Source organism: Pseudomonas sp. s4, from assembly GCF_046764235.1.
GTDB classification, from domain to species: Bacteria; Pseudomonadota; Gammaproteobacteria; order Pseudomonadales; family Pseudomonadaceae; genus Aquipseudomonas; species Aquipseudomonas asiatica.
Map to the genome: position 1 here is coordinate 3,101,301 of NZ_CP177209.1, position 14,317 is coordinate 3,115,617.

Annotated in this window: 18 protein-coding genes; 6 read left to right on the forward strand and 12 right to left on the reverse strand. The window is 53.3% G+C overall.

Translation table 11 applies throughout. The features are described from left to right. Positions 1–218: 218 nt before the first annotated feature. Positions 219–944, forward strand: coding sequence for a hypothetical protein (locus tag ACK56M_RS14620; RefSeq protein WP_411959596.1), 726 nt, complete (start codon positions 219–221; stop codon positions 942–944). 166 nt (positions 945–1,110) lie between these two features. Here ACK56M_RS14620 and ACK56M_RS14625 read toward each other — a convergent pair whose 3' ends face one another. From ACK56M_RS14625 to ACK56M_RS14670, 10 genes are all read right to left on the reverse strand, one after another. Then, complete coding sequence (locus ACK56M_RS14625; protein ID WP_411959597.1) at positions 1,111–1,683, reverse strand: hypothetical protein; 573 nt, start codon at positions 1,681–1,683, stop codon at positions 1,111–1,113. A gap of 163 nt (positions 1,684–1,846) precedes the next feature. Further along, positions 1,847–3,094, reverse strand: coding sequence for a hypothetical protein (locus tag ACK56M_RS14630; protein ID WP_411959598.1), 1,248 nt, complete (start codon positions 3,092–3,094; stop codon positions 1,847–1,849). Positions 3,095–3,147: 53 nt separating this feature from the next. Continuing rightward, positions 3,148–4,179 (reverse strand): zonular occludens toxin domain-containing protein, encoded by a 1,032-nt coding sequence (locus ACK56M_RS14635; RefSeq protein ID WP_411959586.1) that lies wholly within the window; start codon positions 4,177–4,179, stop codon positions 3,148–3,150. 3 nt (positions 4,180–4,182) lie between these two features. After that, entirely contained in the window at positions 4,183–4,467 is a 285-nt protein-coding gene (locus ACK56M_RS14640; RefSeq protein WP_411959587.1) for a hypothetical protein, read from the reverse strand. Between the two features lie 9 nt (positions 4,468–4,476). Then, on the reverse strand, positions 4,477–5,490 hold the full coding sequence (locus ACK56M_RS14645; RefSeq protein WP_411959588.1) for a hypothetical protein: 1,014 nt from the start codon (positions 5,488–5,490) through the stop codon (positions 4,477–4,479). 143 nt (positions 5,491–5,633) lie between these two features. After that, positions 5,634–5,840: a hypothetical protein gene (locus tag ACK56M_RS14650; protein ID WP_411959589.1), complete on the reverse strand. Its 207-nt coding sequence runs from the start codon at positions 5,838–5,840 to the stop codon at positions 5,634–5,636. Positions 5,841–5,850: 10 nt separating this feature from the next. Then, positions 5,851–6,075 carry a hypothetical protein gene (locus tag ACK56M_RS14655; RefSeq protein ID WP_411959590.1) on the reverse strand — a complete coding sequence of 75 codons (225 nt, stop codon included), beginning with the start codon at positions 6,073–6,075 and terminating at the stop codon, positions 5,851–5,853. Further along, positions 6,075–6,371, reverse strand: a complete 297-nt coding sequence (locus ACK56M_RS14660; RefSeq protein ID WP_411959591.1) for a propanediol utilization protein — start codon at positions 6,369–6,371, stop codon at positions 6,075–6,077. The genes ACK56M_RS14655 and ACK56M_RS14660 overlap by 1 nt, the downstream gene beginning before the upstream one ends. 266 nt (positions 6,372–6,637) lie before the next feature. Further along, positions 6,638–6,871 carry a hypothetical protein gene (locus tag ACK56M_RS14665; protein ID WP_411959592.1) on the reverse strand — a complete coding sequence of 78 codons (234 nt, stop codon included), beginning with the start codon at positions 6,869–6,871 and terminating at the stop codon, positions 6,638–6,640. Beyond that, on the reverse strand, positions 6,868–7,998 hold the full coding sequence (locus ACK56M_RS14670; protein WP_411959593.1) for a phage/plasmid replication protein: 1,131 nt from the start codon (positions 7,996–7,998) through the stop codon (positions 6,868–6,870). The genes ACK56M_RS14665 and ACK56M_RS14670 overlap by 4 nt, the downstream gene beginning before the upstream one ends. Before the next feature lie 159 nt (positions 7,999–8,157). Between ACK56M_RS14670 and ACK56M_RS14675 the strand changes: the two genes are divergently transcribed. The 3 genes from ACK56M_RS14675 to ACK56M_RS14685 all read left to right on the forward strand — a co-directional run bounded on the left by ACK56M_RS14675 (position 8,158) and on the right by ACK56M_RS14685 (position 9,926). Beyond that, positions 8,158–8,523, forward strand: a complete 366-nt coding sequence (locus ACK56M_RS14675; protein ID WP_411959594.1) for a helix-turn-helix domain-containing protein — start codon at positions 8,158–8,160, stop codon at positions 8,521–8,523. 147 nt (positions 8,524–8,670) lie between these two features. After that, on the forward strand, positions 8,671–9,285 hold the full coding sequence (locus ACK56M_RS14680) for a hypothetical protein (protein ID WP_411959595.1): 615 nt from the start codon (positions 8,671–8,673) through the stop codon (positions 9,283–9,285). Between the two features lie 407 nt (positions 9,286–9,692). After that, positions 9,693–9,926: a hypothetical protein gene (locus tag ACK56M_RS14685; protein WP_411959599.1), complete on the forward strand. Its 234-nt coding sequence runs from the start codon at positions 9,693–9,695 to the stop codon at positions 9,924–9,926. Positions 9,927–10,761: 835 nt separating this feature from the next. Here the strand turns inward: ACK56M_RS14685 and paaX are convergent. Together paaX and paaY are read right to left on the reverse strand one after the other, a co-directional pair. Beyond that, entirely contained in the window at positions 10,762–11,685 is a 924-nt protein-coding gene (paaX, locus tag ACK56M_RS14690) for a phenylacetic acid degradation operon negative regulatory protein PaaX (protein ID WP_015270318.1), read from the reverse strand. 77 nt (positions 11,686–11,762) lie between these two features. After that, positions 11,763–12,362 (reverse strand): phenylacetic acid degradation protein PaaY, encoded by a 600-nt coding sequence (gene paaY / locus ACK56M_RS14695; RefSeq protein ID WP_100413607.1) that lies wholly within the window; start codon positions 12,360–12,362, stop codon positions 11,763–11,765. 355 nt (positions 12,363–12,717) lie between these two features. Here paaY and paaF point away from each other — a divergent pair, with 355 nt between their 5' ends. Further along, on the forward strand, positions 12,718–13,491 hold the full coding sequence (gene paaF / locus ACK56M_RS14700; RefSeq protein WP_100413608.1) for a 2,3-dehydroadipyl-CoA hydratase PaaF: 774 nt from the start codon (positions 12,718–12,720) through the stop codon (positions 13,489–13,491). Between the two features lie 34 nt (positions 13,492–13,525). Next, a complete protein-coding gene (gene paaG, locus ACK56M_RS14705) occupies positions 13,526–14,317 on the forward strand; it encodes a 2-(1,2-epoxy-1,2-dihydrophenyl)acetyl-CoA isomerase PaaG (RefSeq protein WP_015270321.1) in 792 nt (263 codons plus the stop codon).

The window sequence follows — 14,317 nt, forward strand, 5'->3', positions numbered from 1 at the left end:
CTGCGCAATGGGGCTAGCTACGGTCCCTAAAGTGACGAATTGGATCGAGACTGACGCGCTACGCTTGTCGGCCCCGTCTGTGCACCTGGCTGGGTCGTCACGTTGCTCCTTCCCAACCAGGCACACAGCCGCGGCTATGGTCATTAGTCACGGAAATACATCTTTCCGGGACTCATACATACCGAGAATCACCAAAAATCTCTCAAAAGGAAACACGGATGACATACGAGCCCACGTCTGAAGGGAATGAATTTCAGCTGACTAAAAAGCAGCACTTCCACATGGAAGCGGTCCTTAAGAACTTTGTCGGGTCCGACAATAAGGTTTCCGTCACGGACAAAAAGACAGGGCTCACAGAGCGTTACGGTGTCGGCAACCAGCGTTTCTTGGCGAAACGGGCGTGGTCCCAGGAGATCGAGCAACATCTGAGCTGGCCAATCGAGATCCCATTTGATGCAGAGGTCAAGCGAATAAAAGCCAACGGAATCATTGAGGACCATGAGGCTATTTCATCCTATCACCTGCTCTGGGTGCTTAGGCATTGGTATGCTTTGAATCCATCTCCAGCACGGCAACTGATCCCCAACATGCCAGGTGAAATAGATAAACGTCTGGAAGAGTTCGTGGAGTCACTTGGCAAGCTGCCTTTAAACGGCGGCACAGCAAAAAGCCGTTTTGCGACAGCTCTAGATATCAAAGATCGCTTGGGTGATCCAAGCAACCTTGCCAACTACTCAGGCATTTCTTGGCAAATCCTGCATTCTGAAGGGAGTCGCTTCATCTCCGCGGATAGCTATCCAACACGCCTTCTCTTGCCACTAGGACCTCACATCTTACTGAAGGGCTGTAGAAAAAAAGAGGATTCCAGGCTGCTTACTGATGAAGATGTTCAGTTTTTCAATAACATAGCAACCGAAGAGGCGACAAATTTCACGTTTGGCTAGGCGTCGCATAATGCACGCTATGTGTAAATCCGGCGCCGGGGCTTCGCGATTTTCCCGGCGCCTGATTCGGCCGGCGGGCCGGCTTCGCTAACATAACGTGCACCTCATTATGCGCACCTTCGTATGGAGCTACCGGGGCCGAGGGTGGGCAGATTTGAAGCCAGGCTCATGACGGATCGGCCTGCTTGGCCGCCTCAGGCTGGAATTCAGCTGGCGTCATTCCGTAGTAAACAATGAACGGGTCACGGCACCCTTGCTCGCGGTACCACTTCACGACGTTCTCGATCATCTGGCCAAGCACGTAAACCAGCGTGTCGCTGTAGCCTTTCGGCGAGTTGGCCTCATATGGATAGCGAGCGTTTGTGAAAACATTGCGATAACGCTCAATCCATTCTTCCTCCTGGTCAAATCGAAGTCGCGACCGGATATCAGCAGGCACTGCATGGAAAAGCGTGAGCAAATCGTGCTTGTCGACGCGCTTGTCAGCCGCAATCTTGCCTGCGTGCTGCAACTCGCGATGCGCGTTCTTAATCAAATCGGCGTCAAGGTCGTAGGTTTCATTGACCTGGCCGTGGTTGCCATTGGGCACGGCAACGAAGCTTTTCAGCAAAATCTCCATGCCGATCGCAGCATTTACCTGAGCAACAGCCATCATATCGTGCCCAGTAAGCAGGTGTTTGGCGGCTTCCCAATAGCGGTAAGCGCTTTCGATCATCCAAGGCGTAAGGTGCTGCTGCATCAAAATTCTCCTTCATTTGAGCTACCCCTAGCTCATTCTTGAACGCTAGCGTGCATGCATGAACGTTAGCGATCATGGATGAGCTACCCCTAGCTCACCAGATGAGCTACCCTACCCTCATACTATGACTGCGAGGAATAACTACACTAAATATTCATTTAGTTTAGTTATATGAGGCATCCACCAAGCGCGGAGTTAGAAACAAAACCAGCTCGGTTTCAGTCTTCACAGTGGAGCGACTGGTGAACAACCATTTGAGCCCTGGAATCTGCCCGAAAAACGGCACACTACGAACGACAGTGCTGTCAGCATCAGAATATACACCTCCAAGAGCAACAGTTTTGCCAAATCCCGAAAACACCCGAGAAGTCAGCGATGTGGTGTTGATCGGCGGCACCCCGTTCATCGCCTTCGAGTAATCAGGTTCATCCTTCGACAGAATTACGTCCAGGAGAACTCCGGCATCGTTCACAATCGGAGTGACATCAAGCGAAAGCGCGGCTTCCTTAAAAGAGACGGACGTAGCCCCGTCACCGGCCGACTGCTGGTATGGAACCTGAGAACCTTTAATGATCTTCGCCTGATGCCGATCAGTCGTAAAAACGCGCGGACTGGAGATTACACGCCCCCTACCCGCCTGCTCCATTGCGTTCAGCTCAGCATCCAAATTGAACGACCTGGATGTAATCCCAAACCCAGCGATAGCCGCTGGTGTCAGGCCTAGTGGAACGCTGCCAATCAAAGTACCGGCACCGCTACCAACAGAACCGGACCATTGAATACCGAGATTCTTTGAATACGACCGGTCAACCTCGACAATACGAGCCTCAATCATCACTTGCTTACGAGAATAATCAACGGCCTCCAGATAAGTACGCAGATCCGCCAAACGTTCGGCGCTCATTCGGGCGACAACCACAGACGATCCCTCTTCCGCATTTAAGCTTTCACCCTGGTCGAGCGGAAACGCCTTGATAGCATCTTGCGACGGGATGTTTCGTACCTTGAGCACAGAAATTCTATAAGACGGTGAAATAGCCGACGAAGCAGTATCCTCTGGGCCGGAAATGGCCTGAAGAGTTTCTTGCAAGCCATCAGCGCGTGGATAAGCACTGACGCGCAAAAAATTACCTTCGACGCTGTAAAGCAGTCCGCGAGAGCCGGTGACAAACTCTATAGCTTCATCCCAGGTGACATCTCTCATTCGCATCGAAATCGAGCCGCTAACCTCTCCGTCTAGCACAAGATTCAGACCACGATAATCAGCAAGAAGCTGCAAGGCAGCAGACACTTGAATGCTCTGAAAATCAAATGTCAGCTCTTGAGGAGTAGTTTCTGCATAAGAAAAAGAAACAGAACAAAAAAAGAATATGACAAGGTAAAAACGGCGAATAATTTTTAGAGCATCCATGGAATTAGGTCCAGATAACGAGCGGATTAATTGGGGGCGTTCTTTGCGCTACGCTAAAGACCACCCCCAATTAATCCTCCTGTAATTGGGTTCGGTTTTTTCAGTGACCAATTGGTAATCTTGTGACCGTCTACCAGGCAATAAGCTTCAGTAAAGTCGGGAAAATAACGGCAATGAGAAAAAGAAATGTATCGGGTGTTTCCATTGTTGTCGGCAATCAAGGCAAGAGCCTCAGATACAACCCTGGAGGATGGATCAGGCTTAGAAGGATGAACAAAACCGACTAGACGCCAACTGCTTGAAATAGGAACCTCAACAGGTTTGATGGGCTGCTTAACAGGCTCCGAAGTTGCGTTGCTCACACCTGGGCTAGAGGAAGAAAAGAATTTCTTAACTCCATAAATACCTAGACCAATAAAAATGACAAAAGCACCAAACGTTGACCAAAGTCCGAAAGAGCGAAGAATACTAGATCGACCATCAGCTGACGATTCGTCGCCTACAGCACCTGAACTCGACTGAGTAGCAGACTTATAAAAGGAGTAAATGGAAGGTTTAAAAGTGCCGGCGGTAGTCCTAACAAGTTTTGACTTAGAAGGAGCATCCCCAGTGACGGCGCCGTTATAGATATCAACCTTGAACGCTTTTTTAGTGATTTTCCGAATACGGTAAGTGGTCTCAATCAGCAGGCGTACCCATGAGGAAATTTGTGCAAGGTCTTGAGTTACCAGGACAACACGCATCGAATTGTTATTGGCGTCTACCCGATGCCGATGCTCAGCAAGCAATGACTTATCAGTAAAATTAGCATGGTTTACGTTCTGGCCTGCTGGCCAGCGTCTCCAGCACTCGTCAATGATAGCCACACAACCCGAGGGAATAATCTCGGAAAGGTCGGGTAATTCGAACCAGTTGTCTGGTAACTGAGTGATATTGCCACCATAGGTAGACAAGAGGTCATCAATGGAGAGCGGTATGTTGGTTACAACATGCCTATCTTGTTTAAGCGACGGAATCACAACGTGTTCAACAACGCCGTAACTTTTGCCGTGCCCAGGCTTACCTACATAAGCATGAATGGCCATAAGTCACCCTATAAAAGGAATACGACGAATTAGAAAGCGCAAAAAATAGGCGCTCGTGATTAAAGGAATACCAACGGTAAGCTGCATCATATCCATGAAATACCAAACGCTTGCCGGAATTTGTGAGAACAAAGCAGCCGCATTTTCAATTGCGTCAACGATGAAACTTGAGTCAATCAAGTTCAAAAGAGCTCGCCACAACCAATCAATCACCGCAAAGGGGATATCAACAACAAACTGCAATATCTGTTGCAGGATATCCAAGAGCCAATCCGCGAAACCAGACATAAAACCACCTCAAGCTGACAAAACAATGCGCATAGCTAAGACAGACCATGCAGCCAAAAAGACAATGCTCAAAACTGGAGAAATAGCGTCAAAGAGGCGGCAGTGAGTATCCATGAAAATCGGAGTATTCAGCACGGTGAATGAGGCTGCGGGACATGCTGCGCCGCCTGAATTGATACTGAAACGAAAATTCTGTAACGCCATCCCTGTGCGAGAGTCGTATAGATCGGCCTGCATCTTATATAAAAAGACTTGATAACGACCTGCGTTCTTTTCGTCGGTGAATTTTTCAATATCTAATTGACCTGGTGATTTGAATGATAGCTCTCCATCGAAACTACCACCGGCCCCCTCACCTGGTGTCGAACACCCCTCAGCATTAGGGTCAGACTCACACACATCACCTCCATCGCCGCCGGGATCAGTCGGCGTGGTTATGGTTAGAGAGTCACCAATACTCGGTTGCTGATATCCAACTTCGCCGGTACAGGCCGGATTTGACGAGTCCAGCCCTACAACGTAATTACAAAACCCGGAAGAAGTAGAGCCGGTATTAAGGTAGCAAGTACTTGCAGCTGCCGAGGAAGCTAAGTAAGAGCAAGAATTATGGCAAATGTCTTGGGTGACGGACGAGACAGACCAAGAAATATAGTATTTATTGTCTGACTTGATAGCCGTTGAATCAGGCCCGCGAGACTCTAAGGTGTCCTCACAAGTAACCGTGTCCGAACCAATGATAGAAAATGATGCACTTCTAGGATTGCCACCATGCGTGTAGGTATAGGTGCAGATTTTTCTAGTTGGCGAGTCCGCTATACAGGAACCCGGAGCATAGTTCTTATAAAGCCCACTATCGTCGAAAGCAGCAAGGTATACAGCCGAAAACTGCTCTGCTGTAGGCGAGTCAGCAGCAGCTGCACACTGAATGGGGTAAAGGGCGGTTGAGGAACAAACCCAGCCAGCCGAAGCACTAGAGGAATAAATGAAAACCAAAACGAATAGTGGCGCAAGGAAATATCTCATTTCACCACCCTGTAAAGACTGCAAAAGCGCAACCTGTACCGATGCAAAACATTGCGAAGTAATAGAGCTGATCCATGCTGTTCCCCAAAATTCAGAGAAAAAAAGGGCGCCCGAAGACGCCCAGGTCACGCACTAAAAGAGAGTCATCCGCGCAGGAATCCGAGAACGATTTTCGCACCCTTGATACCAGCATAAACACCGGCAAGGATGCCAGCCACAGCCAACACACCAACCGAAATGGTGCTGAAGTCGATAGAGGAAGTCAGGCCGGTATAGTCCCAGCCCTCGGCGAAAACAGCCGGAGCGGATCCTGCAGCCAAAACAGCAACAGCAACGGTTTTTTTGAACATGGGTAAATCCTCAAGATTGCTTGATGAAATTTAAAAACGCCCGAATCCCCATCGACATAACCATAAAGCTCGCGACCAGGGTGAAACCGGCACCAAAAGCTTGAGCCACAATAACTGGATCAAGTTGTGAAGGGTCAAAAGGGACAATGTAAGGAACAGAAACCCAATCGACCGAGCACGAGGGAGCACCACCCTGAATGATGAGCTCACCAGGGCAATGCAATAAACCGGACATTACGCAGTTTTCTGAGAAGCCGAAGAAGCGGCGGGACTAGCGCTAATGCGGCGTCCTTGGCGCGGATCGACTTCAAAAATAAGGCGATCATCCCGCACGTGCGCAATCACATCACATTCATACTTTCCAGGCTGGGGAACCTGCTGCGGAGTTTCAGCATAAAAAGTACACTTCTGCGGATATGGAATATTCGGCAAGTGCGCATATGCTTCAAACATGCAGTACGGCTTTCCAGATTTTGCGGCGGTACCGCTACGGAAATTGCCTGTAATTTCAACCACAATAACGTTAGACATGTGATGCCCTTATCTCAATGTTGGAAAGCCAGGAACAGTGCCGGGCTTACGGTATGCCCAACTGGGCGCAATGACTTCAGGATTACGCCTGAAGGTTAAAAATTGACGCTTATTACGTTGCCGAGAGACAGCTTGACTTGAAAGCTCCGTCAGTACAGTTCGCATCACATCATTTGCGATGCTGTTTACTAACGATTCGTCGCTCAAGTGATTACGAATGTCTGTCTCTACATTCCAGCGAAGAGCTTGGAACTGTCTTTTATCCATTAGAAACCCATCCATTCAGCAATACAGGTTGTTCCTGTTTCTTGATGTTCAAGGGTCCAGAGGCGTTCTGGCTTAGCGCCCTGCTCTTTCCGAATTTCAACATTATTGAGCGTTTGCTCTACTTGCTGAGCAAGTACAGGGTTAATGAAAGAATCCCGTACTTTGTTTTCTCTAGCTAAACGCTGCCGCTGGCCGCTTGTAAGTTGGATGCCTTGAAAGCTTACTGTTCTCAAGCTGCAACCTGCTGAAGGTGATTTGGGCGTTGATACCATGTTGGTATAACAAGGGTGCCTTTTGTTACTTCGCGACATTGACGTACGAATACAGGAGCAAAGCGGCTGGTATCACATGCGTTGCGAATATTGATTCCGATGCGGTTAAGGCGAGCCGCATGGGTTTGGACTTGCTTCTTTGAAAAGTCAAAGCGTTGACCGTGCATCCACTGAATAGCATACATGGCCGTGGTATTAGCCGAGCGGGTGGTATCAACAATGTTTTCAGCAAGAAGCTGCTCGCTAATACTTACGATATCCATCGCGGTCACCTTTAACTTTTCATCTATCTTAAGAAACTCGCTGTGGAGTTCGGCCAGACGCCTTTCATCAAATAGCCCCCAATAGCAAAGGGCTTCACGTTGTAAATATTCGCTTTTAAGTTCTTGTTCCATACGGACCACGCCTTCTTGTGCGCAGTAGTCTTTAACCCGCTGAACATATTTGTATTCTTGTGAATCTTCGCCAAAAACACGTTTTATTTTTGGAAGGCAGTTCTGATCCATTTCAAAGGCTTTGTCGTACGCCTTTCGATACTGGAGGCGACCGCCTTTGCCGTTGCCTTTTGGAGTCCAAGCAACAGTGCGCCCATTTGGGTACAAGAAACCGATTGAGTGCCCAATTCGCTGACTAGAAACACCACGCAGATATGCAAGTACGTTCCCCTCCCCCAACGAAACGTTGGTGGTCAGATCAACTCGCTCAATCTTTGCCCCATCGGCAATACGGTCGCCGGATTTTGCGCCGGACTGACCTTGGCGAATATCAAGGCGAGTACAACGGGTGAATCCTGGCAGACCGTACTCACGCAACAGCGAGTTATAGACTGAAACGCACTGTTCGATGGAGCTGAAGCCGAATAAGTTGTCTAACCGCCCTACCCGGCTGGGATTTCCTTCAACACGAACTTTACGGCCCTGAACGTGAACTGTGACTGACGTAGAAAAACTGGCTTCATGCTTAAAGCGCGGCTGACGGGTGCTCAGCACCTCATTGGTATTAGCATCAATCGTCAAGGTCAGGACGTCGCACACGATCGGCAAATCATGCTGATGCTCCTGCGAAATCGTCAGCCAGTCGATGAACATTCAAAAACCTGTCAAGCCACTAAATGATGTGGCAGAGACTACGATATATTGTGGTTACGCTGCAAGCCTAATTTGGTGGCTTGTGCCACCATATATCGGTGGTGGATGGATATACAGGGGTTAGATTAGATGCATCACACTGGCGCGATTGAAATCCAAATGAGCATCGGCGAAAACATCAGAATCAAGCGCGAGGACATGGGCCTTTCTCAGAGGTCTCTGGCCGAAGCCATCGGTAGCGGCGAAAACACCGTAGCGGGTTGGGAGAAAGGAAAAAATGCCCCTCCTGGCGACAAGGTGGTGAGCATGGCGAAGCTTTTCGGCTGCTCGACAGACGAAATTTTGCTTGATGAATCGGAGCGAGATGTGGCACCAGAAATGAGGGCCCTGCTCAGGAGATTCGGTGACCTACCAGACAACATAAAGCCTCTGGCACGTAGCGTGATGACGTCTCTCTTGGCGACCATCGAGAACGAAGCTGGAAGAAATAGCGCGGAAAAACCTGCTTGGCCTCCTCGTAAGTGACCGTGGGAAACCACGGTAAAGTGGGGGTGTAACAACACCCCCACCTTGCAGCCGACAAAGCGGATAACCGGAAGCCAGCTGCGATGCGACCAGAAATGGTCAAGGGGTAGTAATCAGGATGAACAATCGTCTAAAGGAGATGCAGGAATGACCGTTGAAAACATGTCTGACAGAATCGCTCAGTCAGTCAAATCCTCGATCAAGAGTGAGCTGGACAAAATCGGGGAGTCCGTCAAACAGGCCATCAGAGACGAGCTGGACCAGTACGGCACGGGAGAAACCCACGATCAGACGATCTACGAGTACCTGCTCATAAGCGGCGTAAGCGGCATAGGAGAGAAGATGCCCTCCGAGTTCAAGAGCATGCCGAAAGACGCGCAGGAATCTATCATTTCTGCGCTTATGAAGGAGCTGAACCCTGGAGACGGCATTAAATTTTCCGACGATCAAAAGGTCCCATTTTGGGTGCAGGTAACGCCGCTTCATGAAAAATATCGGCCTCGCAACGACCCTTCCCAGCAGCGCTGGATACGCCTCGACACGATCACCCAGGTGATCCCCAAGGCGCTGTCCTACACAGAGGGTCAGCCTCAATCGGAAACGATTTGGGGCCTCGCCGTTGAAGCGAACGGCGAAAAATATTACGTGTCAAGCAAAGAATTCAAAGGCGAGGCAATCCGTGAGCCAGAAATGAAGCTGCTTTCTGCCGTCACCAAAGCTGTTGCTGTATCTAATTCTGGAGCAGCCATTGGCTTGTTTTAAGTTGACGCCCTGGTACTGATGAAAAATGATCCAACGCTGCACGTGACTGTATCCAGCGAAAGAAAACCGCCATCTCAAGGCGGTTTTTTTTTGCAAAAATTACGTCTGCCCTACTCCTGCTCACGATTCGTCACTCCAGGGACCGCTAAAAACCTGAGTCGGGCCGCCTGCGCAATGGGGCTAGCTATGGTCCCTAAAGTGACGAATTGGATCGAGACTGACGCGCTACGCTTGTCGGCCCCGTCTGTGCACCTGGCTGGGTCGTCACGTTGCTCCTTCCCAACCAGGCACACAGCCGCGGCTATGGTCATTGGTCAACGTAAATCGGAGTTTGCGTGACTAAGGTCCGAAGAAAAGCACCTTAGGGTGAGGTAAAGTGCGCGCCTCTACAATCCAAGGAGGTACCAATGAAGATCGCACTGAGCAACGAAGCACTGCTGGCTAAGGCAAACGAAGAGCTGCAAGCAAAGCCATGGTTTAAGGAAGACATGAAAATCGGCACAGCACGGATGGAAGGCCAGTTCCTGGTGATGCACGCCGATGGCATGCTGAAAGAAAACGGTGCTGCTGACCCTGAAATCGTAGAGAAAATGAACGAGTTCGCGAAGTCGTTTTCAGACCGCTACACGCTGCAACAGTAAGGGGCATAGCCGCGCATAATGCACGCTATGTGTAAATCCGGCGCCGGGGCTTCGCAATGATCCCGGCGCCGGATTCGGCCGGTTGGCCGGCTTCGCTAACATAACGTGTACATCATTATGCGCTGGTCTATATTGGGTCACCGGACCTCGAGTGAGGCACTTTGGGACCCTCCCTGGTCTAGATAATCCGTCCTGATCCATCGCCCGCTTCGCCGACTTTGTGCTGGATGCGTTAGCCTTGCCTTTTGACTGTTGGCTACCGCGACTTGGACATCAGGCCAGCCATTTGCACCTGTACCCTGAGTGCTTGAAAGAAACCTGGTACGGTCACCCTCGACCTTGTTTACCAAGACAAATCCGGCGCATGCATGACCACACTGACGACTAGCGCCTGTCAGCCAGCGCCATTGAGTTTGCCACGCTGCCCATCGCCGGCAACCCAACTCCCGGTCGATCGGTTAACGCGGTCAATTGTAGGAGCGGCCTTGTGTCGCGATGGGCTGCAAGGCAGCCCCAGCAATTCATGCGTCTGCTTTGAAACCTTGGGGGCTGCTGCGCAGTCCATCGCGACGCAAGGCCGCTCCTGCAAGGGCCCGCAGGATTGAGAAGACAGTTGTTTACATCTCACGCAGACCTCAAACCAAGAACCATCCCTGTGGGTGCTGGCCTGCAAGCGATGTGACCAATACAAGCGACAAAGGATACATGAGGACCGCGCGATACCTGAGGGCCAGGCATACCCCCCATTTGCCATGCTTTATATGCAAATAAGATATAACTACACTAAATACTCATTTAGCGTAGTTATATAGAACCCGCCTCTGCACCCAAATCCTCAAACAAGCCCGCCAAAACGCCTGTAAAAGCCTTCATTCACATCCGGCAAAGGCCCATCAGCCGTCTCCAGCGCTGCGTTCAGCCATTCTTCCGCCTTGGCAAACACCAGCCGATAGAGGTTACGGCACAACTGTCGCGCGGCCCTTCCCTCCCAATCCCCAGGCAGCAGCTCGTCCGGCAGTTGCGGGTCGCGCAGCAGCAGCCGGCGGTATTCGTGAATCAGCAGCGTACGCGCCAGGAAGCAATCCTGCGCATCAAGTTGTTGCTGCTCTTTCAAACCTTGCCATAGCGGCCTGAACAGCTGGATGAACTCGCTGTACTGCTGCCCCAGTTCGTCGATACGCCAGCTTTCCCGCACCTGGGCACGCATGGCCTTGGATGCCAGCACTTCCTGGGTGTGGGTTTCGAAGACGATGCTGTCGTCGCTCGCCTCCAGGTCACGCAAGGTGGCGGCCAGGTCGGCGCGGTCTGCCCGTGGGCAGCCCAGCAGGTTCGGCGCCATGGTCCCGAAGCCCTGCCACTCCAATTCTTCACGCAAAGCCTTGCGCTTGCCGGCCTCCAGTTGCGAGAGCAAAACCAGTGTCCAGGCACCGTCCCAGGCTGGCTGGCTGGGGCTGTAGACCCGCTTGAAGGCCTTCTCGAAACGCCGGCGGCCGGTACCTGTCAGGCTGTAGTAGCTGCGGCGGCCAACCTTTTCGGCAGTGAGCCAGCCTTCCTTGGTAAGGCGGAAGATCGATGTGCGGATCAGGCGCTCGTTGATGCCGATCGGCTCCAGCAGGTTGATCAGGCTACCCAGCCAGACGGTTCCGCCGTGGGGCTCGATGGCGTCGCCGTACAAAGTGATGATCAGGGAACTGGCGCGGATCGGCGTCTGTTCCTGGAAGCGGGTGATCAGGTTGTTCAGTGGGGCGAGATTGCTCATGGGCGAACTGTGCGCGGTTAAAGCACCGACTATACCTGCGCGGCGGGCCGCCTGACCATTGCGTGACGCTGCCAGGCTCATGCCGATGCCTGGCCTTTGGGCCTGACGCCAGTGTCTTCCATGCGTGGGCGCTCGGGCTCGACCTCGGTCAGTGGTGGGCATTCGACCATGCTGTTCATGCAGCGTTGCGCCAGGTGCTGATACTCCGCCGTGCCACGTTGCTTCCAGGCCAGTTCCTGTTCGGTCAGTGGGCGCTTGACCTGAGCTGGCGAGCCCATCACCAGGCTTTGTGCCGCACATTCGAAACCCGCCTTGACGAATGCCGTGGCCCCAACGATGCAGCGCGGTGCCACATGGGCACCATCCATCACCACCGCGTTCATGCCGATCAGGGCGTCTTCGCCCACGCGACAGCCGTGCAGCACGGCGCCATGCCCGACATGCCCGTTGCGTTCGACCACCGTATCGCCACCCGGGAAACCATGCATCACGCAGGTGTCCTGCAGGTTGGCACCCTCCTCCAGCACGATACGGCCGAAATCCCCCCTTAGTGACGCCAGTGGGCCGACGTAGCAACGAGGGCCGACGATGACATCACCAATCAGCACGGCGCTGGGGTGCACGTAGGCTGTCGGATGAACCACGGGCGTCAGGCCGTCCAGTCGATAGCAAGGCATGGCAAAGCTCCTGAAATGATTTCAAATGCGCCTTGATCTTGTATCACAATCTTGTGATGCGTCAATCGCCATGGTCGTGTATCACTTTTGCTGGGGTCATTGAGCTCCATTAAATTCAGCGTTAATCGTTAATTATAAGGTGATGAAGCGATTCAACATCATAAAACCCTTTGCTGAGGCAGGTGTCACCCCCACAAAAAGAGATACATGAAACAATTTTTGATGTTGCATTGTTGTATCGCATAATGCATATACTGGTTCCACCTGGACGTGATCCCCGCATCACGCCTCTGCAAACAATTCCAAGAAATGCCGGCCCCACGATGTGCCGTGCGTGCAGCCAGAGGAACCCGACATGCCGCGATATCTCGATGTGCCGGCGCCTGAACACGGCGTCCAGCTCATTACCCTGCAACGGCCCGAGGCGCTCAACGCCCTGTGCACCGAGCTACTGGCAGAGCTGGCCGCTGCGCTGGAAGCGGCCGGGCAAGACGAACAGACCCGCGCGGTGGTCATCACCGGCAGCCGCAAGGCATTCGCCGCAGGCGCCGATATCCGCGAGATGGCCGAGCGCGACCTGGTCGGCATCCTCAACGACCCCCGGGTGGCCCACTGGCAAAGCATCGCCGCCTTCGCCAAGCCACTGATCGCCGCCGTCAACGGCTACGCCCTGGGTGGCGGCTGCGAACTGGTGATGTGTGCCGACATCGTCATCGCCGGCAGCGACGCCCGTTTCGGCCAGCCGGAAATCAACCTCGGCATCATCCCCGGCGCCGGTGGCACCCAGCGCCTGCTACGGGCAGTAGGCAAGCCGCTGGCCATGCAAATGGTCCTGACAGGCGAAGCCATCACCGCCCGTCATGCCTTGCAGGCCGGATTGGTCAGCGAAATCACCCAGCCGGAACTCACCGTAGAACGCGCCCTGCACATCGCCCGCAGCATCGCCGCCAAGGCCCCGCTGGCAGTTCGCCTGGCCAAGGAAGCGTTGCTCAAGGCCGGCGATACCGACCTGGCCAGCGGCCTGCGCTTCGAACGCCATGCCTTCACCTTGCTGGCCGGCACCGCCGACCGCGACGAAGGTATCCGTGCCTTCCAGGAAAAACGCCAGGCCCGCTTCCAGGGCCGCTGATCATCTTTCCCTCGACTGACGGAGCGAGTCTGTCATGACTTTCCAGCACATCCTGTTTTCCATCGAGGACGGCGTCGCCCTCCTCTCGTTGAATCGCCCCGAGCAGCTGAACAGCTTCAATACCGCCATGCACCTGGAAGTGCGCGAGGCGCTCAAGCAAGTACGCCAGAGCAGCGAAGCCCGGGTGTTGTTGCTTACTGCCGAAGGCCGGGGTTTCTGCGCCGGCCAGGACCTGTCCGATCGCAACGTCGCCCCGGGCGCCGAGATGCCGGACCTGGGCGAATCGATCGACAAGTTCTACAACCCGCTGGTGCGCACCCTGCGCGACCTGCCGCTGCCGGTGATCTGTGCGGTGAACGGCGTGGCAGCCGGCGCCGGTGCCAACATCCCGCTGGCCTGCGACCTGGTGCTGGCGGCGCGCTCGGCCAGCTTCATCCAGGCCTTCTGCAAGATCGGCCTGGTACCCGACTCCGGCGGCACCTGGCTGCTGCCGCGCCTGGTCGGCATGGCACGGGCCAAGGCTCTGGCCATGCTGGGCGAGCGCCTGGGCGCTGAACAGGCCCAGCAATGGGGGCTGATCCACCGCGTGGTGGACGATGCCGCGCTGCGCGACGAAGCCCTCACCCTCGCCCGCCAGCTCGCCACCCAGCCCACTTACGGCCTGGCCCTGATCAAGCGCAGCCTGAACGCCAGTTTCGACAACGGTTTCGATGAACAGCTGGAGCTGGAGCGCGACCTGCAGCGCCTGGCCGGGCGCAGCGAGGACTATCGCGAAGGCGTGAGTGCCTTCATGAACAAGCGCACGCCGGCATTCAAGGGGCGTTGA